25 protein-coding genes are annotated in these 24,771 nt (G+C 42.9%); 11 read left to right on the top strand and 14 right to left on the bottom strand.

Annotation, left to right across the window (positions count from 1 at the left end):
* Nucleotides 1–4: 4 nt before the first annotated feature.
* The 7 genes from CAG57_RS13005 to CAG57_RS12975 all read left to right on the top strand — a co-directional run bounded on the left by CAG57_RS13005 (nucleotide 5) and on the right by CAG57_RS12975 (nucleotide 6,931).
* Nucleotides 5–1,681, top strand: coding sequence for a methyl-accepting chemotaxis protein (locus CAG57_RS13005; protein ID WP_202597941.1), 1,677 nt, complete (start codon nucleotides 5–7; stop codon nucleotides 1,679–1,681).
* 188 nt (nucleotides 1,682–1,869) lie between these two features.
* Nucleotides 1,870–2,544, top strand: a complete 675-nt coding sequence (gene radC, locus CAG57_RS13000) for a RadC family protein (protein ID WP_161428437.1) — start codon at nucleotides 1,870–1,872, stop codon at nucleotides 2,542–2,544.
* Between the two features lie 366 nt (nucleotides 2,545–2,910).
* Entirely contained in the window at nucleotides 2,911–3,147 is a 237-nt protein-coding gene (gene rpmB, locus CAG57_RS12995) for a 50S ribosomal protein L28 (protein ID WP_099610824.1), read from the top strand.
* A gap of 13 nt (nucleotides 3,148–3,160) precedes the next feature.
* A complete protein-coding gene (gene rpmG, locus CAG57_RS12990) occupies nucleotides 3,161–3,328 on the top strand; it encodes a 50S ribosomal protein L33 (protein WP_001051800.1) in 168 nt (55 codons plus the stop codon).
* 180 nt (nucleotides 3,329–3,508) lie between these two features.
* Nucleotides 3,509–3,991: a hypothetical protein gene (locus tag CAG57_RS12985; RefSeq protein ID WP_099610823.1), complete on the top strand. Its 483-nt coding sequence runs from the start codon at nucleotides 3,509–3,511 to the stop codon at nucleotides 3,989–3,991.
* A 44-nt stretch (nucleotides 3,992–4,035) separates the two neighbouring features.
* The gene (mutM, locus tag CAG57_RS12980; RefSeq protein WP_161428436.1) at nucleotides 4,036–4,845 is read left to right on the top strand and encodes a bifunctional DNA-formamidopyrimidine glycosylase/DNA-(apurinic or apyrimidinic site) lyase; all 810 of its coding nucleotides are present in this window, start codon (nucleotides 4,036–4,038) and stop codon (nucleotides 4,843–4,845) included.
* An 88-nt stretch (nucleotides 4,846–4,933) separates the two neighbouring features.
* Nucleotides 4,934–6,931 carry an LTA synthase family protein gene (locus CAG57_RS12975; protein WP_161428435.1) on the top strand — a complete coding sequence of 666 codons (1,998 nt, stop codon included), beginning with the start codon at nucleotides 4,934–4,936 and terminating at the stop codon, nucleotides 6,929–6,931.
* A 95-nt stretch (nucleotides 6,932–7,026) separates the two neighbouring features.
* Here CAG57_RS12975 and coaD read toward each other — a convergent pair whose 3' ends face one another.
* From coaD to CAG57_RS12950, 5 genes are read right to left on the bottom strand one after another with little or no spacing between them, the layout of a single operon-like run.
* Nucleotides 7,027–7,521, bottom strand: a complete 495-nt coding sequence (gene coaD / locus CAG57_RS12970; RefSeq protein WP_099610821.1) for a pantetheine-phosphate adenylyltransferase — start codon at nucleotides 7,519–7,521, stop codon at nucleotides 7,027–7,029.
* Nucleotides 7,522–7,568: 47 nt separating this feature from the next.
* Nucleotides 7,569–8,657 carry a glycosyltransferase family 4 protein gene (locus CAG57_RS12965; protein ID WP_161428434.1) on the bottom strand — a complete coding sequence of 363 codons (1,089 nt, stop codon included), beginning with the start codon at nucleotides 8,655–8,657 and terminating at the stop codon, nucleotides 7,569–7,571.
* 19 nt (nucleotides 8,658–8,676) lie between these two features.
* Nucleotides 8,677–9,723: a glycosyltransferase family 4 protein gene (locus tag CAG57_RS12960; RefSeq protein ID WP_161428433.1), complete on the bottom strand. Its 1,047-nt coding sequence runs from the start codon at nucleotides 9,721–9,723 to the stop codon at nucleotides 8,677–8,679.
* Complete coding sequence (locus tag CAG57_RS12955; RefSeq protein ID WP_161428432.1) at nucleotides 9,720–10,511, bottom strand: glycosyltransferase family 2 protein; 792 nt, start codon at nucleotides 10,509–10,511, stop codon at nucleotides 9,720–9,722. The genes CAG57_RS12960 and CAG57_RS12955 overlap by 4 nt, the downstream gene beginning before the upstream one ends.
* Nucleotides 10,504–11,559: a glycosyltransferase family 9 protein gene (locus CAG57_RS12950; RefSeq protein ID WP_161428431.1), complete on the bottom strand. Its 1,056-nt coding sequence runs from the start codon at nucleotides 11,557–11,559 to the stop codon at nucleotides 10,504–10,506. The genes CAG57_RS12955 and CAG57_RS12950 overlap by 8 nt, the downstream gene beginning before the upstream one ends.
* Nucleotides 11,560–11,656: 97 nt before the next feature.
* Between CAG57_RS12950 and CAG57_RS12945 the strand changes: the two genes are divergently transcribed.
* The gene (locus CAG57_RS12945; protein WP_161428430.1) at nucleotides 11,657–12,043 is read left to right on the top strand and encodes a diacylglycerol kinase; all 387 of its coding nucleotides are present in this window, start codon (nucleotides 11,657–11,659) and stop codon (nucleotides 12,041–12,043) included.
* Between the two features lie 20 nt (nucleotides 12,044–12,063).
* Nucleotides 12,064–12,771, top strand: coding sequence for a 3-deoxy-D-manno-octulosonic acid kinase (locus CAG57_RS12940; RefSeq protein ID WP_161428429.1), 708 nt, complete (start codon nucleotides 12,064–12,066; stop codon nucleotides 12,769–12,771).
* Here the strand turns inward: CAG57_RS12940 and waaA are convergent.
* From waaA to CAG57_RS12915, 5 genes are read right to left on the bottom strand one after another with little or no spacing between them, the layout of a single operon-like run.
* Entirely contained in the window at nucleotides 12,759–14,036 is a 1,278-nt protein-coding gene (waaA, locus tag CAG57_RS12935) for a lipid IV(A) 3-deoxy-D-manno-octulosonic acid transferase (RefSeq protein ID WP_161428428.1), read from the bottom strand. The genes CAG57_RS12940 and waaA overlap by 13 nt on opposite strands.
* Nucleotides 14,030–15,079 (bottom strand): lipopolysaccharide heptosyltransferase II, encoded by a 1,050-nt coding sequence (waaF, locus tag CAG57_RS12930; RefSeq protein ID WP_161428427.1) that lies wholly within the window; start codon nucleotides 15,077–15,079, stop codon nucleotides 14,030–14,032. The genes waaA and waaF overlap by 7 nt, the downstream gene beginning before the upstream one ends.
* A 10-nt stretch (nucleotides 15,080–15,089) precedes the next feature.
* Nucleotides 15,090–15,833 carry a glycosyltransferase family 2 protein gene (locus CAG57_RS12925; protein WP_161428426.1) on the bottom strand — a complete coding sequence of 248 codons (744 nt, stop codon included), beginning with the start codon at nucleotides 15,831–15,833 and terminating at the stop codon, nucleotides 15,090–15,092.
* On the bottom strand, nucleotides 15,833–17,407 hold the full coding sequence (locus CAG57_RS12920) for a phosphotransferase (RefSeq protein ID WP_161428425.1): 1,575 nt from the start codon (nucleotides 17,405–17,407) through the stop codon (nucleotides 15,833–15,835). The genes CAG57_RS12925 and CAG57_RS12920 overlap by 1 nt, the downstream gene beginning before the upstream one ends.
* Complete coding sequence (locus CAG57_RS12915) at nucleotides 17,398–17,781, bottom strand: HAD hydrolase family protein (RefSeq protein ID WP_161428461.1); 384 nt, start codon at nucleotides 17,779–17,781, stop codon at nucleotides 17,398–17,400. Before CAG57_RS12915 ends, CAG57_RS12920 begins: the two co-directional genes overlap by 10 nt.
* 87 nt (nucleotides 17,782–17,868) lie before the next feature.
* Between CAG57_RS12915 and CAG57_RS12910 the strand changes: the two genes are divergently transcribed.
* Nucleotides 17,869–18,990 (top strand): glycosyltransferase, encoded by a 1,122-nt coding sequence (locus CAG57_RS12910; protein WP_161439539.1) that lies wholly within the window; start codon nucleotides 17,869–17,871, stop codon nucleotides 18,988–18,990.
* Nucleotides 18,977–19,975: a WavE lipopolysaccharide synthesis family protein gene (locus tag CAG57_RS12905; protein ID WP_161439538.1), complete on the top strand. Its 999-nt coding sequence runs from the start codon at nucleotides 18,977–18,979 to the stop codon at nucleotides 19,973–19,975. The genes CAG57_RS12910 and CAG57_RS12905 overlap by 14 nt, the downstream gene beginning before the upstream one ends.
* A gap of 16 nt (nucleotides 19,976–19,991) precedes the next feature.
* Here the strand turns inward: CAG57_RS12905 and CAG57_RS12900 are convergent, their stop codons facing one another.
* The 4 genes from CAG57_RS12900 to rfaD all read right to left on the bottom strand — a co-directional run bounded on the left by CAG57_RS12900 (nucleotide 19,992) and on the right by rfaD (nucleotide 24,371).
* On the bottom strand, nucleotides 19,992–21,161 hold the full coding sequence (locus CAG57_RS12900; RefSeq protein WP_161439537.1) for an O-antigen ligase family protein: 1,170 nt from the start codon (nucleotides 21,159–21,161) through the stop codon (nucleotides 19,992–19,994).
* 4 nt (nucleotides 21,162–21,165) lie between these two features.
* A complete protein-coding gene (gene lpxM / locus CAG57_RS12895) occupies nucleotides 21,166–22,125 on the bottom strand; it encodes a lauroyl-Kdo(2)-lipid IV(A) myristoyltransferase (protein ID WP_161433878.1) in 960 nt (319 codons plus the stop codon).
* Nucleotides 22,126–22,238: 113 nt separating this feature from the next.
* Nucleotides 22,239–23,405: a nucleotide sugar dehydrogenase gene (locus CAG57_RS12890; protein WP_099610807.1), complete on the bottom strand. Its 1,167-nt coding sequence runs from the start codon at nucleotides 23,403–23,405 to the stop codon at nucleotides 22,239–22,241.
* A gap of 24 nt (nucleotides 23,406–23,429) precedes the next feature.
* On the bottom strand, nucleotides 23,430–24,371 hold the full coding sequence (gene rfaD, locus CAG57_RS12885; RefSeq protein ID WP_161426838.1) for an ADP-glyceromanno-heptose 6-epimerase: 942 nt from the start codon (nucleotides 24,369–24,371) through the stop codon (nucleotides 23,430–23,432).
* Nucleotides 24,372–24,771: the final 400 nt, after the last annotated feature.

Raw genomic sequence — 24,771 nt, 5'->3', positions numbered from 1 at the left:
GATTATGACCTTTTTGAAAAGCAGAACCAAACTTTTACTGTTAACGGTGATACCACTTATCGTGATCACGGCGTTACTGACCGTTGTCAACCACTGGAACAACCGTCAAGCTTTAGAACAGGAATTGAGCCAATATCGCGAACAATTAGTTGAAACTCGTAAAGCTGAATTGCAAGCATATTTGATGATGGGTGTGACCGCAGTAAAGTCGTTATATGAGCAAGATCGCAACGGAGAGAATAAAGCTGCGGCGAAAGCGTTATTAAAAGCGATGCGTTTTGACAGCGATGGCTACTTTTTTGCTTATGATTCGCAAGGCATTAACACATTACACGCCATCAACCCCGCGTTGGAAGGAAAAAATTTATACGGCTTAAAAGATGAGAATGGCGTTGAAGTGATTGCCGGTTTAATTCGCGCCGCCAAATCAGGTGATGGTTTTCTCTACTTTTCTTGGCATAAACCAACGATTGATGCACAAGCGCCAAAATTAGGTTATGCGGAATACTTATCCAAATGGGATTGGGTACTGGGGACAGGCATTTATATTGATGATATCGACAGCCAAGTCGCAACATTTAGATCTCAACGTGAAGCGCAGTCGGTTGAGCAATTATGGTCAACCATCGGTTTGTCCACCATCGGGCTTATTATTACTATTATCGTGGTCAGTGTGTTGGTGACTCGTGGCGTTGCACCCTTACAACATGTTGTTGCCTCGCTACAAGATGTTGCAGCTGGAGACGGTGATTTAACCGCGCGATTGAACGTCGAAAGCAATGATGAAATTGGTGATGTGGCAAAAGCCTTTAATGCCTTTATGGATAAACTGCATCCACTGATCCAAGATATTCGCTCTTCTGCCCAAGAGGTACAAGCAGCCGCAGGAGAGCTAGATACCCAAACCACCCAATCTAGCCAACAGATGAACGAGCACAGTTTGGAAACAGACAAAGTCGTGACCGCGGTAACCGAAATGAGTGCCACAGCACGAGAGGTCGCTAATAATACCAATGAAACCTCACAAGCGATCGAGTCGGCCAATGCTCAAATCCAAGAAGCCCAGCAAGAAGTTAACAGTGCCATTGAAGGTATTAGCGAACTGGTGAATGAAGTCAATATGACTTCTGAGGCGATACAAGAGCTGAGCCAGCAGACGGACAAAATCACCAATGTGTTGAATGTGATCGGTGAAATTGCTGAGCAGACGAATTTACTGGCCTTGAATGCGGCCATTGAAGCGGCTCGTGCAGGCGATCAAGGCCGAGGTTTTGCCGTTGTTGCTGACGAAGTTCGCTCGTTAGCGAGCCGCACGCAAAATAGCACTCAAGAGATCAGCAATATGCTCAGCGCACTGCATCAAGGGGTGAATAAAGCGGTGAGCAGCATGAACGTTAGCCAACAGCGTGGTGAAACAACGGCGCAGGAATCCGTGTTAATTAAAGAACGTTTAGCGGGGATTTCACATGCGGTTGAGACCATTCAAGATATGGGGATTCAAACCGCTTCAGCAGCAGAGCAACAAAGTGCGGTTGCTGAAGACATTAACCAAAACCTGGTTGCGATTCAGCAAATCGTCAACCAACTGAGTGACAATTTACAGCTTTCGCAATCCATCAGTACTCGACTTGCCCAATCGGGACAACAAATGGGGAGCTTAGTTAGCCACTTTAAGCTTTAGCGAACATCATTATTGCATGACACATTGATTTGCATCTAAGGGTGACTCAGGCTTGTTATGGCCTGAGTGCTAATCCATTTACACTGTTGTTTTAGTACTGGATGTTGTTTTACTACTGGATCTGTTTTACCACCGGATACTAAGGCGCTTTGTGACTGTGATAATGAGCCAATGGATGGGCAATCGCGATGCATTTCAAATTACTCCCAAGTGAATCAATGCCACGAGAAAAACTACTCACTCGTGGCCCTCAAGCGCTTTCAGATGCTGAACTGCTCGCCATTTTCTTGCGAACGGGGACTCCAGGCATGAACGTATTAGAACTCTCAGACTTTTTATTGCGAGAATCAGGTTCCTTGCGCGCGCTATTTTCAGCCAGTAAAGCGCAATTTTGTGCGCATAAAGGTTTGGGTGAGGCCAAATATGTTCAATTACAAGCGGTATTAGAAATGACTCAACGTTATTTAGCGGAAACCTTAAAGCGCGGCGAAGCCTTAACCAGCCCCCAACAAACCAAGCTCTATCTGTCTTGTGTGTTACGGGATCGTCAGCGAGAAGCCTTCTATACGTTGTTTTTAGATAACCAGCATCGAGTGATACAAGATGAAGTCTTATTTGAAGGCACTATTGATGCGGCGAGTGTTTATCCAAGAGAAGTCGTCAAACGGGCCCTGCATCATAATGCCGCGGCAGTCATTCTAGCTCACAATCATCCGTCAGGCATTGCAGAGCCCAGTCAAGCAGACCGACGGATTACTCAACGGCTGATCGATGCTTTGGCGCTGGTTGATATTCGAGTACTTGACCATTTTGTGGTTGGAGATGGCGAGGTGGTTTCGTTCGCAGAGCGAGGCTGGATATGACTTAGAGGATAAGACACATGGGAAAGGCAAGCGTGTTTAATTCTTATTCAGCAATAAGCAAAAACAAGGGGTCGAGGGATATTTGAAAGAATGTACAAAAAATGCTTAGCTTTCTACGGTTTTCTGTTATGATTCGCCCACATTTTTTAACCTCAGTCAGCTCAATAGAAAAAAAGATCACCAGTTCCTGCAAAAAGGATCTGTTCGGGTCTTGAGCAATGCGTGTCAAGTTAGTATAATGCGCGACCTTTGATAGCCTTGTATGGATTTTCCATAACGGTTTTTAACCTCAACTTCTTATTTAGAAAGAGAGAGGTTCGGCCACCAAGGTTGATATCGAGCTGAAACGATTTGGAGAAGACATTCATGTCACGAGTATGCCAAGTAACTGGTAAGCGTCCTGCAGTTGGTAACAACCGCTCACACGCACGAAATGCTACTAAGCGTCGTTTTCTGCCGAACCTACAAACTCATCGTTTCTGGGTAGAGAGCGAAAAACGTTTTGTTAAACTACGTCTAACTGCTAAAGGCATGCGTATCATTGATAAGAAAGGCATCGATGCTGTTCTTGTTGATATCCGTGCACGTGGCGAAAACGTTTAAGAGGAATTGAGCAATGGCTAAAGGCATTCGCGAAAAAATCCGCCTAGTATCTTCTGCAGGTACTGGTCACTTCTACACTACTGACAAGAACAAACGTAACATGCCAGGCAAATTTGAGATCAAAAAATTTGATCCAGTTGTTCGCCAGCACGTTGTGTATAAAGAAGGTAAAATCAAGTAATTGATTACCCCTTTTCTTGCAAGTAGCAGAAAACCCAGCCAATTTGGTTGGGTTTTTTCTTTATGTGGAAAAATCGGTTCTAGGTTCTAGGTTCTAGGTTCTAGGTTCTAAGTTCTAGAACCTCGTGACCGACTTTGCTATGCTTTGTTCATTCAGTCTCTCTCGGCTAAGGAATGCTGTATGCGTATTGCCCCGCATCGTCGTCGGCGATGGAACAATATCCTGATCATTTTGGTCCTGCTGTTTATTGGGGTGCTGAACATTCCGCCATTACTCAAATCCTATCTCGCTTCTGATCCAAGTGAAGCACAAGCGTATCCCAGTTTATTTAATCTCAACACACCATTACAGGCGATATATACACCAGCGTTTGAGCTAACCCTTGAGCAAGGTGAGTGGCAAGTTATGCCTTCTATTGAACTACCTGCGGCACAATTGGCACAACGTTGGCAGGCGTTAGTTGGTACCGAGGTCGATGAACAAACCGTACGCTCATTACAGCCAAGCTTGAGCGGGCCACAAACCATTGAAGTTTGGTATCAGGGAGTGGAAGAGCCACAACGGATCACGTATTATCAGGCACCGCAGTTTTGGCTATTTAAAAACTGGCAAAATCGCTGGATCGCCATTTCGACCCCAGATGATTACCTCTTTCCTCTATAACGAGTCTACTTTTTCTCTCTTGCTGCAAGCGATAAGGAGCCGTCGTGCCAGAGTTACCTGAAGTTGAAGTCAGCCGTATGGGTATTTCACCGCATTTAATTGGTCAGACGGTAAAACAGTTGACCTTCCGTTGCCCCAAATTGCGCTGGCCAATCCCAGCGGCACTGCATCAGATGGAAGGTCAGCCAATTGAAGATATTTCACGTCGAGCAAAATATTTGTTGATCAAAACGCCGATAGGTCGTGCGATTGTCCATTTAGGTATGTCTGGCTCGTTACGAGTGCTGGAAGGGGACTTTCCTGCCGGTAAACATGATCACGTGGATCTTCAGTTAACGAATGGAAAAATTCTGCGCTACCACGATCCTCGTCGTTTCGGCGCTTGGTTATGGTGTCCGGCCGGAGAAAGCCTTCCCATATTAGATAAATTGGGCCCAGAGCCGTTAACGGAAGCGTTTAATGCGCACGATGTGATGGAAAAGGCACGCAAAAAGCGCATTGCGATCAAAGCGTTTATTATGGATAACGCCATCGTTGTGGGGGTCGGTAATATTTATGCCAATGAATCATTATTTAGTGCCGGTATTCATCCAATGCGCCCAGCACAGAGTTTATCTATCGCGGAATGGCAATCTTTAGTACGTGAGATTAAATCGGTGTTGCAAACGGCGATCATTCAAGGGGGCACGACGCTAAAAGACTTTTCGCAAGCCGATGGCAAACCCGGTTATTTTGCTCAAGAGCTGCAAGTGTATGGTAAAGGCGGACAACCTTGCCCGCGCTGCTCGGAACCATTGTGTGAACAGAAAATTGGCCAAAGAAACAGCGTTTTTTGTTATCGCTGTCAGCATTAAGTCTCATTTTATGCTTTATTTCCATGCGGAGAAAATATCTTTAAGGTAATATCTTTGCCCTTATTTCTTGGTCTTATGTCGTTTCAGCATGGTTTTTCAGACTCATTTTCGCCACTTATTTCAACTGCTCGTTCTCTACTTTATTTTCGCTTTTTTGCTACTGCTTTGTTCTCGGTATGCTTTCTACTTGGGAATTGAGCCTAACCTACCGGTCAATGACATTGCCGATGATGTGGGTCGTGCTTTTTGGGTCGGCGCTCGGTTTGATGCCAAAGTAACAGCCATTGCTTATGCACCGCTTCTTTTAGCCGGGCTATTTTGTGCCCCTTTTGGAAAGGCTTATCAACGATGGTTAAGCTTGTCAGCTTACTACCATGCCACCATTGTATTGCTTTATGTGATCGGCGGAATCGCAAATTACTACTATTACCTCACTTATGGCAGCCATGTGGATCTGTTTATTTTTGGGTTAGTGGATGATGACTCTATCGCCATACTAAAAAACTTGTGGAGTGATTACCCGATTATTTTAGGCACTAGTGTTGCGATAATGACAGCGGCGATTGGCTATTTCTTTGCTCAGTTTTTAATTCGTCAACCCTTCTGGCAACCCCAAAAATCATGGCATTGGAGTATAACCAGTGCGGTACTCGTGGTCGTGATTTTAGCTGTCTTTCTACTGGCTAGAGGGTCGGTTGGCAGTTTGCCTTTGAAACGTTATCACGCCAGTGTATCCGCGTATAAACCGCTCAATATGCTGACCCCGAATGTATTTATGGCCTTAGATTGGGCACGAAGTGATTACCAAGAACAAGCCCACATCGAGCCGATTTCTAAGCAGGCGCTACAAGAGCAAATGTACAAAATATTAGGTAAACCTAATCCTAATTATCGAACACCTAAAAATGCTTATCTCGCTGAAAATTCTCCCCATGTTGTCGTTGCCATGATGGAAAGCATGGGATTAAGCTTATTATTAGAAGATAACCCTGTCAGCAACGATTTGTTGGGCAGTTTTAGGGAGAATTATCGGCAAGATTTTCTCTTTGAACGCTTTTTTGCTGGGACTTCGGCGACAATTGATAGCATTGCGATGATGCTGGTCCATAGCCCATTACCGACCATTAGCCACTCTAATCTACAAAAGATCCCACTGCCTAGCTCAGCGGTTCTACCTTATAAGCGTGCCGGATATGATGTGGTGTTTGTTTATGGTGGAAATGGAATGTGGCGTAATTTAGCCAATTATCTGCCAATTCAAGGGTTTGATCGGGTCTATGATGAAAATGATATTATCGAAGCTTTTCCCAAGGCCAGTCAGGATGCGGGAACATGGGGTGTGCCTGATGCATTCACCTTTAAATTCATCCAGCAATTATTAGATAAAGCAAAGCGGCCAACTTTAGTTTACGTGATGACGGTTACCAACCACTCGCCTTATCACGTTCCGGATTATTATCAACCCGCGCCGACCGCCTTAAATACACGTTTGCGTGAATTGTTAGGCTATAAAGGGGAAGGCGAGGCGCAAGAGCTATTAAAAACGTTTCAATATGCCAGTAACGCAGTGGGTCAATTTATTCGTAGCGTGAAGCAGTCATCATTAAACGATCGTGTGATGATCGCAGTTACCGGCGATCATCGAGTACGCTATACCAATACGGCTCGACCAGGAGAAGCTGGGTTAACACATGCGGTGCCATTTTACCTCTATATACCTGCTGCCATTTTAGCGCATACCGATTACCAGTATGATCCGCAACGCATTGGTTCTCATCGGGATATTTTTCCGACACTTTACCACTTTAGTTTATCGGATCAGCCTTATGTCTCTTTAGGAGGAGAAAACTTACTCAGTACCGATCCGGTGAGCAATATTGGTTATAATGCGGCAATGGTCATTAACCCGTATGGCGCAGTGAATAACAGGCCACCATTTACTTTTTATCCTTGGCAAGAAGGTGAAATGTTGCTTACAGAAAAGCAAGCCAGTGATGCGCAAACCTTTAACCGGCAGTGGGGGCAAGAGTACCATCGGTTGCAAGAGTATTTTCTACGCTCACAAGTATTGCCGATGACGCCATAGCAACATAGTAATATGACAACATAGCAACATAGCAACATAGCAACATAACAGATAGAAGGGCGGGTTAGCGTTATCATTAACCCGCCACGATAGCATTATATTTGTTTTTTACTACGTAGCGCTTGTGCTACAACGGAAGGGACAAAACCTTGCACATCTCCGCCATGAATGGCAACTTCTCGCACAATCGTTGATGAGATAAAGGCATGTTCTTCCGCCGGAGTGAGAAACACGCTTTCTAACCCCGGCATTAAGCGGCGATACATATTGGTTAAGCCAAATTCATATTCAAAATCGACCGTGGTGCGCAGGCCGCGAATTAATACATTTGCTTGTTCTGCTCGGGCGAAATCGACCATCAAACCGCTAAAGCCTTTGCTAGTGACATTCGGTAAATGCTGAGTCACGGCTTGAGTAAACGCCACGCGTTCCTCTAAAGTAAACATAGTATTTTTACTTGGGCTTGCTGCCACCGCAATAATGACTTGATCAAACATGTTGGCAGCGCGTTCAACAATATCCAAATGGCCATTAGTGATCGGATCAAAAGTGCCGGGATAAATTACCCGAGAAAGGCGTTTTTGGCTCACGCTATCTCCCTATCAATGATTATTAAAGTCGCGTTGATCAGCTTATGTTACCCCAATAATGATTGGAAAAAAGCCAAATGTTGCTGAGCGCTGGTTTGACAAGAAAAGTCACTGATCATACGTTGTTGTGCGAGTTTTCCCATTTTCTGGCGTTGCTCCGGTGATTGGTACAACCAACGAATTTTCTCTGCAATGGCATCAGGATCTTGTACTGGGACAATGAATCCGCTTTCGCCATCGACTAATAGCTCTTTTCCTCCCCCCGTCGTCGTGACAATAGAAGGAACTCCCATCGCCATAGCTTCAATAATGGTTTTCGGTAGCCCTTCACCGCTAATCGAAGGTTGAACTTGTACTGCACTTGCTGCCAAAAGTTCAGGAACATCTTGGCGATAGCCGAGAAAATGAATACGCTCTGACATCCCACTTTGTTTGGCTAAGTTTAGGTTTTGCTCGGTGTCCATATCACGTCCAGCTAACAGTAAGTGCACATGGGGTAAGTCCGCCAGTTGTTTGGCACTATCAAGTAGGATATGGACACCTTTGCTTGGCCGAGCATTAGCGATACAAATAACGCAAAAGGCATCAGAGGGAAGGCCTAATTCACTGATATTGGCGGGCTGAGCTTGATACCAAGCAATATCATGCCCTTTATAAATGGTGACCACGCGATCTTTATGCCGCCAAACACGCTGTTTAACATCATCGGTCACGGCTTGTGCTACGCAACTAATACCATCCACTCTGGGGTGCAAATGAGTTAAATATGCCGTGGGATCATGACGATATAGTCCACCCACAGTTCCTCGGTAGGTGACTAATTTAGTGCGTTTAAAACCGATACAGGCAAACGCAGCATTGGGAATGGTTTTCGAATTCATGGCATAGACAATATCATAGGGATGAGCGCGCAACTCTGCCCGCAGCGTTTTGATGGTTGTCCAGCAGATTTTTTTACTCGGGTAGGCATCAATCACCTTGATACCGTTGTCTCGAAAGCGGGCCACGTAGTCTGCGTCGCCTTGGGTCATAATGGTTACCTCGTGCCCCAGCTTAACCATTTCAATAAACATTTCAGCTTCCGGACGAACGCTGTTCCACGCATCTTTATAAGAGCTAAAAATCAAAATTCTCATACTTTTTACCTTTATGGTGCTAGTGGCGAGGGTGGTCGACCATCACTTCTGAATATAGGGTCTGATAACGCAGCGCGGTTTGTGCAATTTGAAAATGACGCAATTTTTCTTCTCGTCCGTTAGCTAATGCATCAACCAGAATCGGATCTCGGTGAATCTGCAAAATAGCTTGTGCTAATGCTTGGGCGTCTCCGGGGGGAATCAATAAGCCAGAAACTCCGTGTTCAATGATGTCTGGAATACCGCCCGCTCGGCTACCGACCACCGGTAAACCGCTACCCATTGCCTCTAAAATGACCGAGCCTAGCCCTTCACTATAAGAAGGATGGATAAGCATATCAGCGGCGGCAAACCAATCTCCCATATTATGTTGTTTACCCATGAAATGAACATTCGTTAAACCTTGAGCTTGCTGCTCTAGGGCTGGCCGTTCTTTTCCATCCCCTAATAAGGCAAATTGAATATCAGGGGCGGTGTTGCTTAATAATCGAGCGGCGGCAATCGTGACATCAAAACCTTTGTGATGAAGCATGTTCGCTGCATGAATCACTAAACATGAATGCGAAAATTGTTCACGAATCTGAGAGACTTGCTGCTGATTAACAGGATAACAGACGGGAGAGCTTGGGATGGTGACGACTTTTTTCTGCGGATGACGCAATAAAATTTGCCGACAAATTTCCTGACTTAATCCGACCAAGGCACTGGCTGAGCGGTAAGCTTGAGTAGCAAACCATCGTTCACTGAGTGGGTTATCAATTCGACGAGTAATGATATAAGGAATGTTGTGCAATTTATGCTGTAACCACGCCCAATAAATCGCTCGTCCTTCATGCACATGAATAAGGTCACAGCCTTGTGTCATGGCTTTACTATGCTGAGTGAGATAATGCTTACAGGCAATAACTCGACATGGCAGGGCTTGAACACGAGAGAAGAATGGGCTTTTCGGGTTCGCTACAACGGTGAGGCGGTAACCTAATTTGAGTTGTTGTTGTATCAGCAATAGTGTTTGATTTTCTCCACCGTGATAACCTGAAGCGAGATTGACATGGCAAATATTCATGAGCGGTCTCTTTGATTTTTCCGGACATAGTCACGCAACCAAAGGTCAGCATAGCGTGTAAAGGTCGTATTCGCACTCAATATGGCAAGTAATAAACCATGGCGACCATCTAAAAAACCACGCTTGACAATATACATTTTGAAAAAGCGAAAAAAGCCATGTAAAACAGCACCCGTGAAAGAGGAGGACTTCTTACCTTCTCGTTGATCAACCCACGCTTTCATATAGTGCTGAGTTTTTGCCGTGTATTGTGGGAGATACTCAAAAGTGTAGTGTTCTAAATAGCCGGATAATGAGAGCAGAGTGAGATGTGATGGAATTTCGACACTTTCGTGCACCAATGCAGTATTGTAGTGAGTATCCTGAGTACGATAGAGGCGAGTGACCCAGTCCGGTGACCAGCCGGAATAGCGAATTTGCTTACCAAATGCAGTGGTTAAGCGATCGATCTGATACACCGTATTAGGTTTGTCATGCTCAAGCGCTTGTAAAATACTCGCTTTCAACTCAGGTGTGACTCGCTCATCGGCATCCAACCATAGGACATAATCCGATTCGACATACGATTGCGCTAAGCGGCGTTGAGGCCCAAACCCTTGCCAGTCGGTATTAACAAAAAACTTATCAGTGAAACGGCGTGCAATCGCTTCTGTTTCATCGCTACTTCCAGAGTCAAGAATAACAATTTCATCGACCCAATCAGCGACCGTTTCCAAACACGCTTGCAAGTGTTTGGCTTCATTTTTGACAATTAAGGCGACCGCCAACGTCGGAGTGGATTTAGTCATTCAGTGCTACACCTTTCATCATATGTTCAAACCTTTCAATCACGACGGATATGGCGATCCCTTGCATCAAATCCGCGCCTTTAGCTCGTGTGCTCCAAGCGAGTTCAGTGAGTGGTTTTCCCTGTTGTTTCGTCACATTATCTTCATAGACGCTGACCACATCTTCAATATTAAAATAAGGGCCGGTACGTTTTGGATTGCTGTGCGCGTATAAACCTAACACAGGCGTGCCTTGCGTAGTGGCAATATGAGCCGGCCCTGAATCTGGAGCAAGTACTAACTTCGCTTCACCCAGTATCGCGGTTAATTGTTTTAAACTGGTTTTACCGACTAGGTTAATCACCGGTTGAGTCATTAAGTCAGCAATCTGTTTTGCTAACAACTGCTCACGAGGTGCGGGAGAGCCACATAATACGACCTGATAGCCTTGTGACACGACATAATCGGCAAATTGGGCATAACGCTCGGTTAACCAATTACGCTCATCTTTACTTGCAGCAGGACAAATGATAACGCTGGGTTTATGGTCTAATTGTTGACGAGCAAAGGCTCGTTCAGTTTCGCTAATCGGCATTGACCATGTCGGGAGAGTACGAGGCACGCCCAAATACTCAATAAACGAGAAAAAACTATCGAGTACATGGGTTGAGGCGGTATCAGTAATTTTGCAGTTAGTGAATAACCACTGACCTTCCTTAGCCCGTTTACGATGAAACCCCACTTTGTATTGCGCGCGAATACCCAAGGTGAGTAGGCTTGCTCTTAGCGCGAGTTGCATATGGATTAAGGCATCAAAGTGCCGCCCTTGCAACTGTTGCCAAACGGCTTTCATGCCTGCCCAACCCGATTTTTTATCAAACACAATCAGCTCAACGTTGTCTAACCCTTGCAATAATTGAGCTTCAACCTGACCGATAATCCAAGTCACCTTGGTCTCAGGCCAATATTGTTGCAAAGCTTGCACCGCGGCCACCGCATGACAAACATCGCCGATCGCAGAGAGACGCAAAAAACAAACAGACTTTGGTGGGGATGAAAAAAGAGGCATGCACATCGCTCACTAATTAATGAGGCTAAATTATGCAGAGTCTGCAGATAAATGTAAAATAAGCCTTTCACTAATGACCCCATGGGAGAATTCCATCATGTCATCGTCCTCTAGTGGTAAGCCCGGCGCAACAGGGATTCGCCGAATTTTCAATGCCACGGGTTATTCATGGCAAGGCTTGAAAGCCGCCTTTCAACATGAAGCGGCCATACGGCAAGAATTGGTATTATTACTCGTCGCTGCTGGGATTTTAAGTGTCGTGGATTTACCCTTGATTGAACGGTTACTGATGTTTGCCAGCGTGGTACTGGTGTTGATTGTTGAACTGATCAACTCAGCCATAGAGGCCGTGGTGGATAGAGTGGGAGCAGAGCGGCATGAACTGAGTGGACGAGCAAAAGATATTGGCTCAGCCGCTGTGATGGTGAGTTTGTTACTTGCAGGGTTAATTTGGGGAAGTTTACTCTATGCTTATTACGGATAACGTGCCGCAGGAATCTTATTATGCTTAAGCAGCTTTCACTCAATAACCAAATCATCTGGTATGACGAACAGTGGATTAACGACCCCCTTCACTCGTTGTTCGATGTCAGCTATTGGCAAGCGGAACAGAAAATCATCGGCAGTGCCACAGGCCGCGGTACCACGTGGTTTATTGCCATGCAGCAGCTTGAAGTGGCACTGCGTCATTACCGGCGAGGCGGATTATTCGGTAAGTTGGTGAGTGATCACTACTGGTTTCAGAATTGGCAAAAAACCCGTAGCTACGCTGAATTTCATCTCTTGCATTATCTGCGTGAGCAAGGGGTAAATGTACCTCGCCCGATTGCGGCCCGTGCCGTTAAACAAGGGCTTTTCTATCAAGCGGACTTATTGAGCGAAAAAATCACCAATGCGCGAGATTTGGTGGCCATCTTGCAAGAAAACGCCCTAACAGAAAGTCAATATATGGCGATAGGAAAAGAGATTGCTAAGCTGCATCGGGCTCAGGTGAATCATACCGATTTGAATATCCATAATATATTGCTCGATGAACACAATACCGTATGGATTATTGATTTTGATAAATGCTACCAGCAAAAAGGTGACCGCTGGAAGGCTGCTAATTTACAGCGTTTGCTACGCTCTTTTCGTAAAGAGCAGCAGCGGTTTGGTATTGTGTGGCAAGAGTCACAGTGGCAATCTCTATTGGCTGGCTATCATGCAGAATAGTGGGTTGGCGATAAAATAGCTTGTACGGTTTTTTCTAAAGCGCCACGATTCTCTTCCACCACCTGCTGTGCTCTTTGCCCCATCGCTTGCATCCTTGCGGGGTGACCAAATAATGCCACTAAAGCGGCGCTGATCTCGGATGCCGAATGACAAATCATCACAGCGTCAGCGGTTAACAAACCCTCAGTAACTTGGGAAAAATTATAATAACTTGGGCCATTCAGTATCGGTTTCGCTAATGCGGCGGGCTCTAATGGGTTATGGCCGCCCACTTTATTGCCCAGCAAACTTCCTGCCATAAAGCAAATATCGGCACTTCCAATCAACGTTAGCATCTCGCCCATGGTATCCCCAAGGTAGATCTCAGTTGGTTCTGTCATAGGTTCAGTTCGACGGCTAACGGTAAAATCTTGCGTTCGGCACAGTAAATCTACCGAATTAAAACGCTCTGGATGGCGAGGAACCAAAATTAATAATGCATCAGGATAGTGACTTAGCAATTGTCGATGCGCCGCAAGGCACATTTCATCTTCACCTTGATGGGTGCTGGCGGCGATCCAGATAGGACGATCTTGGCCTAATTGTTCACGTAACATCCGTCCTTGTTGACGGATCTCATCGGTGACGGTGATGTCAAATTTAATCGAACCCATTACTGATATTTTATGCGAGTCGATACCTAGTCGAAGAAAACGTTCTGCATCACTCTGGTATTGGCAAAGCAACTGACTAATATGTTGAGAAAGCAGATGAAATATGGATTGGAAACGTTGATAGCGGCGGCAAGAGCGTTCCGATAAACGGGCATTAATCACGGTAATGGGAATATTGCGCGTGGCAACGCAATGCAATGTATTGGGCCAGAGTTCGGTTTCCATAATCAGCAATTGGCTAGGCTGAATAGCATTAAGGAATCCATTAATGCAAAGAGGAAAGTCCAGCGGCATATAACGATGTTCAACGAGAGCGGATAATTTTTCGATCTGCTCGGCACCGGTACTGGTGGTGGTGGTGACCACAATCGATAAATTAGGTTGACGCTCTTTTATTGCTTGAATAATGGGGGTCGCTGCAATAGCTTCTCCCACCGAAACCGCATGAATCCATAATGGTTTATCCGCAGCATTTCGTTTTGGCGTTATCCCAAAATGCTCTTTCCAGCGCCGACCAAAGGCGGGTTTTCCGGCCCGTTTTTTATATAACCCATATAACATAAAAGGGGCGGCGATCAGCAACAAAAAAGTATATAAAGCACGAATCAGCATAGCTCTACATCCGTGTTAAAAGCCTCGATAGCGTTAATAACCTGTTTGGGAGCAAGCTCAGTTAAACATTTTAAATGCCCGTAAGGACATTCACGCTTAAAGCAGGGGCGACAGTCAATATCAGTATGCACAACCGCACTTTTTTCTGCCAGCGGTGGGGTATAGTGCGGTGAGGTTGAACCATAAACACCGACCACTTGGCAACCCGCCGCCGCCGCCACATGCATTAAGCCAGAATCATTACTGACCACCGTTTGGCAGCAAGAAAGCAAATCCACGGCTTCAATTAGGCTTGTTTTTCCAGCTAAATCACCGATATTTTTTCTTAGATCGTCTGGAATTTGTGCCACAATCGCTTGAGTTGTCACTTGATCTTTCGCGGAGCCAAAAAGCCAGACTTGCTTACCTTGTTGCAGAAAATGTATAGCGACTTGCGCATAGTGAGCCGTCGGCCACTGTTTTGCTGGGCCGAATTCAGCACCAGGACAGAGGCCGATAGTGTCAGTCAATGCTAAAGCAAACTTTCTTGCCGTGGCTTGTTGCTGCTCTGTCGTGATGGTTAACCTGGGTTTAGGTAATTGATCGATTCCGCCCAACGCTGCAGAACCGGTCATCTTAAACTTAGGGTGAGCTAACGCGACATAGCGTTCAATCATATATTGAAATGCTTTTTTATTCGGGCGCACATCATTTAATAAGCCATAGCGCATTTCCCCTTTCCAGCCAGTACGGACAGAGATACCCGCAAACCAAGCAATCAGAGCGGATTTGGCGGAATTCGGCAGCACATAGGCATGATCATATTGACCACGTAAAGAGCGCCCCAGTTGCCGACGTGCAAAAAAGTTAAACTCACCATGGGCAAAAGGCAGTTCAAGAGCGCGGTTGACTTCGGGCATCCGTTCTAAAATCGGTTTACACCAAGCGGGAGCCATCACATCGATCAGCGCGTCAGGATGTTGCTGTTTAAGGGTGATATATAAGCACTGCGACATCACCATATCGCCGACCCAAGATGGGCCTATGATCAGAATACGATTCATAAGTAGCGTGTTAACCTTTGAAAGCAGAAGGCTCTTGCTTTAAGAAAGCATAATATTCATCAGGAACACCACAAAAAATAACTTTATCGCGTTCGATTAAGTGATAATGGATCTGTTTACCTTGCTGAATCAAGTAATTGTATAACGGAGCCACATAAAGTTCGCCTTTTTCCCACTGCTCTGGGGGTAAAGCGAGGTAATGCTGATAAGCATCGCGATAGTCTTGTAGTGATGCGAAGTAATAGAGCCCTGTGCAACAAAGTTGTGATATAGGTCTTTTTTCTGCAGTCTCAATAACTCGTGTTGTGTTTGCTGATTGTGGCCGGACAAATGACCAATTGTCACCTTGGCCATCAAAGACTTCAAGATAGCCATCCCAGTCAGCGAGTTTGCTAGGGAAAACAAACCCCGGTCTAAAGGTATCGATATTAAAAATGGTGAGTGATTGTTTTTCATCCCCCTGATCCTCAATACCGATAAAGACCGTTTCTGCTTGGCCCCGAGTTTCTTGGGTCAACAACTTGACACTAAAGGAGCGAATGCCCAATGTTTGTGCCCGTTGATTGACAAATTCGACTGTATTATCGACATCTCGGACAATAAATAAAAAATGCTCACTTTGAAAGTAGCGTTGGAAACTGCTGACGGCGTGTTCAAAAAGGCTTTTTCCATGGGCATCTAACATATATTTGGGCTTATCAAATCCAGCTTTAAAAAAGCGAGAGCTGAGTCCGGCCATCGGGATCACAATCATTACTTTGCCTCTAACATGCAGTTATAAAGTCGAAACGCATTGGCTAATAAAGCGTTTTGTCGAGAAAGATCATCACTATGTAGGGGGAGCATCGATAAAAACAGTTGAATTTGCATCGCGTAGAGTGCCTTAGCCGTCAACTGGTAGTCGGCACAGAGTGTGTCCAAAAAGAGCTGCTGTACGTCAGAGAGGTGATCAGTATCCGCCAGTGAAAACTCAATCGTGTACTTATTGATATCAACGCTATAATACCCAGCAATGATCCAATCATACAAACCAATCACTGAATGACAAACCTTAGCAATGTCATACTCGATATGCCCGTAAATAGTGGGTTGATTATCTGCCGTCATGCCTCGAGGATCGATGACTTTAATGCGATTTTTACGAAAGTCATACAAAATATTACTAAAGCAAAAATCGCCATGCATAACGGTTGCCATTTGACTCGTTGGTAAATGCTGCAAAGACGCCTCATGTAACGCCTTAAGACTTAAGTGTGGGTGTTGATTATAAGTCCAAGGATGTGTCCAATCGAATTGTCGTTCTTGACAGAACTGCTTTAATCTTTGCTCGGTTTTGCTAGCAAACAGCGTTTCTAACGAATCGGTAACGGCATATTCAGGTGCAGTCATTGAGTAACAAGTAGAAAGAAAAGTACGCATTTGCAGCAAAATTTGTCGCCATGTCATTTCTGGTAAGCGGGCAAAAACAAACAATTCATTTAACGCATTGTGATATAGATATTCTAAGCGATATGCCACTTTGCCGTTCTTGGTATATTCACCAAGAAACTGCGGAGAAAAATGTTTTAATTCATTTGGGATGTGTTGAAACCAAAGCGATTCCGCCACAATTTTATGCTCTTTAACGCTGCTTTTCTCTATCCAGTCAGGAGTTATTGTGAGTTCATTGAACGCCCTTTGCGTTGTATATTCAGCTTTAGAGCGATAGTAAGTATTTACATGTCCGAAATCGAGCCAATCATGAGATTGACTGACTTGAATGCCGAGAGCTTTGTGGTAAACGTTTAATGCTTGTAAGAAGTTCCAATGGGTTTGACTCAAACAGCGGATTAATGTTCTTGGTGATGAAAAGTTAAAAAATCCACTAACCACCTGGCTTTTACTGGTCAGATTAGTATCTTCCGTTGCTAACCATTGGGAGTTATTTTCATCAATCGTTGCCCAGTTATAACCACTGTCCACTTGGGCAATGGTAATTACGTCTTTTTGTGTGGGAGGCGTGAGTAACGTATCACCATAAAGAATACTCAGATCCGTATCAAAAGACTGGGAGGTTAAGGCTAAAGCCGCCATTAGTGATTCGCCCAAAGAGAGATCGTCAGGGAGTGCTAATAATTCGACGTCGTGCGCCGTTAACCATTGTTTATCGAATGTTTCCACTTGATAGGATTGAGGAATAGAAAGATAAATTCGTTTACCTTTAGGCACTAAGGCGACTTGGTGTTGGAACAATCGGCGATTTCCCAAGGGTAAGAAAGAAGGAGGAATCATACCGAACTCAGCACGAAGATCCTGTCCAACATAAGAGCCAGACATAATTAAGAACATGAGTGACGTTCCTTTTTTAATAAATCATTGATTGCTTCTAAACTTAAAGTAGCGAATTCAGAAGGGCGAATGGCGCGATCATCGATATAAAAACCTTCGTGTCCACACCATGCTTTTCCTACAAGTATCTCATCATATGGAACTTGGTGCTCATTGAGCCATTCCGTAATAATAGGCAAAGTATGGATATTGATTTTTCCTACATTACCTTGGTAAGTGCGCATGTTTCTGGCTGTAGAAATAGTTATACTGAACCCTAGAGCTTGGTATTCGCGTAAGCGTTCAATCACTGCTACATTAGGAGAGACATGGCGATAATCAGGGTTATCTCCATTGGTTATTGTACCATCGAGATCAACAATCAATCTTTTCATATCAAACGTAATAGTTGTTTTCGGTAAAGCTATGATAACATTTACACTGGTTTTTTTGTAGTAATCAGAGGGTGAGCCGTGGTAAAAATGAAGATTGCTTTTATTATTACGGGAAATAATAAAACAAGCATATATATTGTAACTAAAGATGTGATAAATTATTTAAGAGAAAACGGCCATCAAGTTGATGTTTTTTTTACTGAACGTTCTGATATTCCTTTGGATCGTTATCAAAAATTTATAGATAGAAAAAACATTTTTCAATCTTACTTCATAAATCGATTATTTGGTTTTTTAAAAAATATTTTAAGCAGGCATATATATGAATTTATAACAAGTCGATTGGTTACTAATAAATTTGTTGTTTACTTTAAGGGATATGATTGTATTTTTTTGCATGGAGCCGCTTCTATTGCTTTTAGAAAATTAAACCTTCCCCATTTTTTAGTACTGCATAGCTGTAAATATGATAACTTCCTTGGCCATCGTTCAGTTTTAACTAAAAAAATCCATCAAGAAATATACAAAAAAGTTTATAGCGCTAAGCATTTACTTACAGTATCTAATTCTGTTCGGTTGGATATGCTAAATAAAATGAAAGCAAAACCTATTAGTATTGAGACGATCTACAATGGTTTTAATTTTGATGAAATAATAGAAAGAGCTCGGCAAGGAAAAACAGAAAATGTACCCCAAAATTTTATTATGGCTGCAGGGCGTCCTGACCGTACAAAACGTTTTGATATTCTATTAAAAGCTTATGCAAAAAGCAGTAAAACTTTACCTCTCGTTATATTTGGTGAGGGGAGAAAGCTTAATGAATTAAAGAAACTTTCTGTTAAATTAGGTATCGAGAATAAAGTAATATTCTGGGGATTTTGTAATAATTTACTGCCTTACTTTAAACAAGCTAGCGCATATATTTTAAGTTCGGATGTTGAGGGGTTGCCGACAGTGGTTATTGAAAGTTTAGCGGTAGGAACCCCTGTGGTAGCAACCGATACTGGTGGCGTTAGAGAGCTTCTCGGTGAACGTTTAAAGGAATGGATTGTCCCATGTCGAGATGTTGATGCATTAGCTAGAAAGATCGATCAAGTTCTTCAATCTCCGCCATTAGTAGGGCCAGAAGATCTTAATTTTTTAGACTATCGAGTTGTTGGTAAAAAATACGAAAAGCTAAGTGAGAAAATGAAAAATGGATTATTGTGATATTACTGTTGTGGTACAAGGCCCGGTACAAACGTTTCAGGATCGCCCACAAGAGGCAAATATAACTCAAAAATGTATCGCGTCTATTCGGGAGTATCTCCCTGGAGCACATATAATTCTTTCAACTTGGCCAGAACAAGATCTAACTGGGTTAGATTATGATGAAATCGTCATTTCTGATGATCCTGGAGTAAATATTCGTAATTATACGATAAATGGTGAACCACAAAAATATAATAATAACAGACAGATCGTTTCATCAAGAGAAGGCTTAAAGAAAGTAAAAACACCTTATGCTATTAAAATTAGAAGTGACAACTATCTAACTGGCAATAATTTTGTTGAATTGCAAAAGAAATATTATAAACGGTCTGATGAGTACAATTTTTTTAATGAACGAGTAGTGGTCAGTAATACGTTTACAAGACGATATGCTAAAGGATTTCCTGTTGCTTTCCACATTAGTGATTTTTTCTATTATGGAAGAACGGAAGATGTATTAGCTTTATGGGATATCCCTTTATTTGAAGATTTTCAACCATCGAAAGTAACACCAATTAATGATGGATTCCCTAATTTTGTTATCGACTGCACACAAGCATTATTTATATCGGCAATAAAGAAGTTTGATCAAAATATTTCACTTGAACATCTATTAGATAACCGGAAATATAAATTAATTCAATCAGATAAAATTATTGCAAATAATTTAATAGTAGCCTCTCCAGAGCATATTGGTTTAGGGCTATGTCAAAAGTTTTTAGGCAAAGCTAGAATATCTCGACGCAGTGGCCAAGTTGCAATGTTACAGTTTTTTGAGTGGCAGAAAATTTATCAAAAATATTGTGATTCATCTATATGTATAGATAGCTTTATAAAAAATAAAGTTAATGTTTCTTTTTTTAGACTTTTACATGTGTATCCAAATCGAATTCAAACAAAATTTAAAATTTTCAAAAGAAAAATGAAGAACTTAAAAAGTTAGGTTCTTCATTGAATAGTCAATTTTTAGTAGAACATAGTGGGATCATTATAAGAAGATATAAATATATAGTTTGGCTATGACTTAATGGTACATCTGTCAAGCCTGAGATAAAATATAGCAAAGACACAGAAATGATAAAGGGCGCATAATTTAATTTATTATGAACGGCTAAGTATATAGGGGTTATATACATCATTATCAGTAGCAGTACGCCAAATACCCCATATTTAACCAGTGTGTCTATTAGTTGATTATGATAATGTTGATTTTTAAACTTAACAAGTTCTTGGCTCACTTGACCTTGATTAGCCAGCTCTTCTAATATCATTTGATGTGAACTACCAACACCAAAAAGCCAATTATCCCTTACAACAAGAAATGAGGCATTCCACATTTGCAGCCGCAGCCCAATAGATGTGTTAAGATTCCCTTCTTTTATCTCTTGAATTTCTGCATTTGTTTGTGCTATACGATGATTAATTTTATCCTGAAACATGAAAAAACCAATCAGTAAGCTGATAATAGAAATGAGGATATATTTCCACATTTTTTTTGAATACCTAAACTGAAAAAATAGCATCATTATCATAGAAAAAAATAAGGCAAGCCATACCCCTCTAGAAAGACTGAGGATGACACAAGTCGTAGACAATATGGTAGTTATCAACCCTATTAACTTAATATTCTTCTCTTGATGTGATAAAAAGAAATATAGGCCAGCTAAAGAAAAAACTGAACAGAAGGTTGCATAAGGAATAACATTGACGAGTCCAGCAGAACGTGACAACCCAAGATAGAATGTATAGTAAAGGCTATTTAAAAATAACATCATGGAGCCAATTAATATTAGGCCTAACATGATTTTTTTTGAAAGTAATTTTTTAGGTAAAAATAGAGTGACTAAGCTGGCAGCAATAAAAGATCGTAATAAACTCGGGCTTCCCCCTTGAAGTTGGTACAATATGGATAGATATATAGAAAATAAGATCGATACGATAAAAATAGGGTTCTTTATATTTTCATAAACGATTTTTTTTCCATAAAATATAAAGCTGGTGAGCATTGATATGAGGGAGAAAACCACCATGTTTTTGTCACCATTAGATAAAAAATTTAACCCAAGTATTAGGAATAAATAAGGGGATAGAATCAAGCTGTTTGATATCAATGATTTATTATTATTCATAATTTTATTTACTATACGGGTTTTCATCACTATCCGGACGAGTTTTTAGCAGACGTAAAATCCACATATACTGTTCTGGTCGTTGTGTGACATAGGCTTCAATACATTGGTTCATCATGCGAGCGTCTTGTCGATCATCTCCGGTTGGGAAAGGTAATGCTGGATAAAAGTCTAGTTCATAACGACCGGTTTCGGTATTAAAGATCGTAAACAACGGAACCACCTTCGCTTTACTCAAGGTAGCGAGTCGACCTAAACCAGCCATCGTCGCCTTTTGGGTGGCAAAAAAATCGACAAAAACACTATGTTTTCTACCGAGATCTTCATCGGGTAGATAATAGCCTAAATAACCATCTTTCCGAATCGCATGAATAAAACGTTTTATGCCCGATTCACGTTTATTAATCCGTCCACCATATTGAACTCGCTGTCTATGCATCAACCAATCGGAAAGCAGATTTTTTTGCTGTTTGATCATTGCGGTGATAGGTAAGCCTTCAGAAGCCAAAAAAATAGCTGGGATATCAACAGACCAAGTATGCGGCAATAAAAGAATAACATTATCTCCATTCTTAATAACTTGATCGAGATGTTCAAATCCCCTGATGGTTGTTTGCTTTTTAAGCCATTGTTTACTTCTTAATGTAATTGAAGGAAAGCCCATCAAAAACATAGTCGAGGTGATATACATATTATATAAAATGGCTTCACGCTCAGTGACCGTTTTTTCAGGAAAGCACATGGCTAAGTTGACCCGTGCGCGGTTATTCGCTTTACTTTTTACCCGAACCGCGAGAGTGGCCAAACCACGAGCGATGGCGCGTTTGAGCCAATTAGGAAGGAAGCTAATCAAGCAGGCGAAAAAAACAGCAAGCCAAGTGCCCCAGTAACGAGGGTGAAGAAAATGCCACTGGAATTGAGGATTATAGGCGTATTCATCAAAGTCATTGCGTGGTGATGGCATAAATTACTCAGCGTAAATGAGGTCGATTGTTTAAATTTGCGGCGCAGTATAACAGCTCATTGCCAAGCGCGACAGTGACAAGTTCGCCGCCGAATAGACGGCGGCAAGCGGTGTTAGTCACTACCAAACAAGTCCCTTGTGTAGACTTTATCGGCAACATTGCTAAGGTCATCGGTCATGCGGTTAGACACAATCACATCTGCTTCTTGTTTAAACGCTTCGAGATCATCAATCACTCGAGAATGGAAGAAGTGACTCTCTTTAAGAACAGGCTCATAAACAATCACTTCAATCCCTTTCGCTTTTAAGCGTTTCATGATGCCTTGAATGCTAGAGGCACGGAAATTATCCGACCCGGCTTTCATGATCAAACGATAAATACCCACAACCTTGGGATTACGTTTTAGTATTGAATCGGCAATAAAATCTTTGCGGGTGCGGTTGGCATCCACAATGGCTGAAATAATATTATTCGGCACCGCTTGATAGTTGGCTAATAACTGCTTGGTATCCTTCGGTAGGCAATAGCCACCATAGCCAAAAGAAGGATTGTTATAATGATTGCCAATACGTGGATCTAACCCGACCCCTTCAATAATTTGTCGAGTGTCTAAGCCGTTCACTTCCGCGTAGGAATCCAATTCGTTGAAATAAGCCACTCGCAGCGCAAGATAGGTATTAGAGAATAGCTTTACTGCTTCTGCTTCGGTTGAATGGGTAAACAGAACCGGGATCTCTTCTTTTTGTGCCCCTTCGACCAGTAAATCGGCAAACACTTTAGCCCGCTCACTCTGCTCACCTACGATGATCCGCGACGGGTATAAATTATCGTACAGTGCTTTACCTTCGCGAAGAAACTCAGGAGAAAATAGAATATTATCGCACTGAAATTCTTGCTTAATTCGTGCCGTGTAACCGACCGGCACGGTTGATTTGATCACCATCACCGCATTCGGGTTAATGGCCATCACATCACGAATTACTGCTTCAACGGAAGAGGTATTAAAGTAGTTGGTTTGTGGATCGTAGTCGGTTGGAGTGGCAATAATGACAAAGTCGGCATCGAGATAAGCATGTTCTTTATCGAGGGTGGCAACAAAGTTGAGTGCTTTATGGTGTAGAAAGTCTTCAATTTCTTTATCGACAATCGGTGACTGACGTTGATTCAGCATGGTTACTTTTTCTTCAATAATGTCTAAAGCCACCACTTGATGATGCTGCGCCAGCAACATCGCATTGGATAGACCGACATAGCCGGTTCCTGCTACTGCTATTTTCACGCTGTTTTTCCTATCAATAAAATATTAACGATTAATGATTGCCATATACTCAGCCACGCCCTCGGCGACAGTTTTAAAGGTGATATCACAGCCGGCGGTACGCAGTTTGGTTAAATCGGCTTGAGTATATTCTTGATACGCCCCTTTTAGATGCTCAGGGAAGGGGATAGTTTCTACTTGGCCGCGACCGTGATACGTAATGACCGCATTAGCGACTTCATTAAATGATTCCGCATGACCGGTACCGCAGTTAAAAATGCCTGATACGCCACTGTCCATAAACCATAAATTGACCGCTGCAACGTCGCCAACATAAACAAAATCACGTTTAAAGTGTTCGCTACCGGCAAACAGTTTTGGATTTTCCCCAGCGTTCATTTGATTATTGAGATGGAAGGCAACCGAAGCCATGGAGCCTTTGTGCTGCTCACGTGGGCCGTAGACGTTAAAATAACGAAAGCCAGTGATTTGCGAGAGCGTTTCATTGTGCTCGGCAGCATCTTGCCACAAGCGGCGAACGTAATTATCAAATTGTTGTTTAGAATAGCCATAAACATTGAGTGCGCCTTCATATTCAGGCTCTTCAATAAAGGTATCGGTATCACCATAAGTTGCAGCAGAAGAGGCATATAGGAAGGGGATTTCACGATCCAAACAGAAGTGCAGCAGCTCTTTCGAATATTCATAGTTATTGAGCATGATGTATTTGCCATCCCACTCCGTTGTGGCCGAACAAGCCCCTTCATGGAAAACAGCGTCTATCGGACCAAAATCATCGCCCGCCATAATTTGCGTTAAAAAATCGTCACGATCCATATAATCGGCGATTTTTAGATCAACTAAATTTTTGAATTTTCGGCCATTTTTTAAGTGGTCAACCACTAGTATATCGGTGATACCACGGTCATTAAGTGCTTTGATTATATTGCTGCCAATCATGCCAGCACCGCCGGTTACGATGATCATATTGTATTCCACGTTCAAGCTAAAAACTGCGCAAATAGTAGCAGGAAAAATGTGGATAGGCGAGCAATCCGGCCTTTGCTATTTCTTCTGATCCTTCATGTGTAAGGGCTGGCTAACGTCACCACTCGCACTGAACTAACTTCACCACTGCACTGAACTAAATTCCCCCCTTGCACTGAACTAACTTCACCCCTTGCACTGAACCAAATTCCCCTCCCACGGAGGGGTGGCAGGCGAAGCCTGACGGGGTGGTTGGGTTTTTTAAACTAAGTTCCTAGGCACTAGGTGAGGGCAGATCCTAGGAAAAACAAAAGCTAGAGACTGAGTATGAGTTATTCGTAACGAAACCACCCCGCCCTACGGGCACCCCTCCGGAGGAGGGGAATTAACCCCGCATTTT

Origin of the sequence: Vibrio sp. V30_P3S12P165, from assembly GCF_009904905.1 — a bacterium.
GTDB lineage: Bacteria > Pseudomonadota > Gammaproteobacteria > Enterobacterales > Vibrionaceae > Vibrio > Vibrio fujianensis.
This window is presented reverse-complemented; position numbering and strand designations above follow the sequence as displayed.

Bases quoted from the DNA above. Each gene is read 5' to 3' on its own strand.
- CAG57_RS13005 (WP_202597941.1), top strand. From the start codon at position 5: ATGACCTTTTTGAAAAGCAGAACCAAACTTTTACTGTTAACGGTGATA.
- radC (WP_161428437.1), top strand. From the start codon at position 1,870: ATGCATTTCAAATTACTCCCAAGTGAATCAATGCCACGAGAAAAACTA.
- rpmB (WP_099610824.1), top strand. From the start codon at position 2,911: ATGTCACGAGTATGCCAAGTAACTGGTAAGCGTCCTGCAGTTGGTAAC.
- rpmG (WP_001051800.1), top strand. From the start codon at position 3,161: ATGGCTAAAGGCATTCGCGAAAAAATCCGCCTAGTATCTTCTGCAGGT.
- CAG57_RS12985 (WP_099610823.1), top strand. From the start codon at position 3,509: ATGCGTATTGCCCCGCATCGTCGTCGGCGATGGAACAATATCCTGATC.
- CAG57_RS12975 (WP_161428435.1), top strand. From the start codon at position 4,934: ATGGTTTTTCAGACTCATTTTCGCCACTTATTTCAACTGCTCGTTCTC.
- CAG57_RS12965 (WP_161428434.1), bottom strand. From the start codon at position 8,657: ATGAGAATTTTGATTTTTAGCTCTTATAAAGATGCGTGGAACAGCGTT.
- CAG57_RS12960 (WP_161428433.1), bottom strand. From the start codon at position 9,723: ATGAATATTTGCCATGTCAATCTCGCTTCAGGTTATCACGGTGGAGAA.
- CAG57_RS12955 (WP_161428432.1), bottom strand. From the start codon at position 10,511: ATGACTAAATCCACTCCGACGTTGGCGGTCGCCTTAATTGTCAAAAAT.
- CAG57_RS12950 (WP_161428431.1), bottom strand. From the start codon at position 11,559: ATGCCTCTTTTTTCATCCCCACCAAAGTCTGTTTGTTTTTTGCGTCTC.
- CAG57_RS12945 (WP_161428430.1), top strand. From the start codon at position 11,657: ATGTCATCGTCCTCTAGTGGTAAGCCCGGCGCAACAGGGATTCGCCGA.
- CAG57_RS12940 (WP_161428429.1), top strand. From the start codon at position 12,064: ATGCTTAAGCAGCTTTCACTCAATAACCAAATCATCTGGTATGACGAA.
- waaA (WP_161428428.1), bottom strand. From the start codon at position 14,036: ATGCTGATTCGTGCTTTATATACTTTTTTGTTGCTGATCGCCGCCCCT.
- waaF (WP_161428427.1), bottom strand. From the start codon at position 15,079: ATGAATCGTATTCTGATCATAGGCCCATCTTGGGTCGGCGATATGGTG.
- CAG57_RS12925 (WP_161428426.1), bottom strand. From the start codon at position 15,833: ATGATTGTGATCCCGATGGCCGGACTCAGCTCTCGCTTTTTTAAAGCT.
- CAG57_RS12920 (WP_161428425.1), bottom strand. From the start codon at position 17,407: ATGTTCTTAATTATGTCTGGCTCTTATGTTGGACAGGATCTTCGTGCT.
- CAG57_RS12915 (WP_161428461.1), bottom strand. From the start codon at position 17,781: ATGAAAAGATTGATTGTTGATCTCGATGGTACAATAACCAATGGAGAT.
- CAG57_RS12910 (WP_161439539.1), top strand. From the start codon at position 17,869: ATGAAGATTGCTTTTATTATTACGGGAAATAATAAAACAAGCATATAT.
- CAG57_RS12905 (WP_161439538.1), top strand. From the start codon at position 18,977: ATGGATTATTGTGATATTACTGTTGTGGTACAAGGCCCGGTACAAACG.
- CAG57_RS12900 (WP_161439537.1), bottom strand. From the start codon at position 21,161: ATGAATAATAATAAATCATTGATATCAAACAGCTTGATTCTATCCCCT.
- lpxM (WP_161433878.1), bottom strand. From the start codon at position 22,125: ATGCCATCACCACGCAATGACTTTGATGAATACGCCTATAATCCTCAA.
- rfaD (WP_161426838.1), bottom strand. From the start codon at position 24,371: ATGATCATCGTAACCGGCGGTGCTGGCATGATTGGCAGCAATATAATC.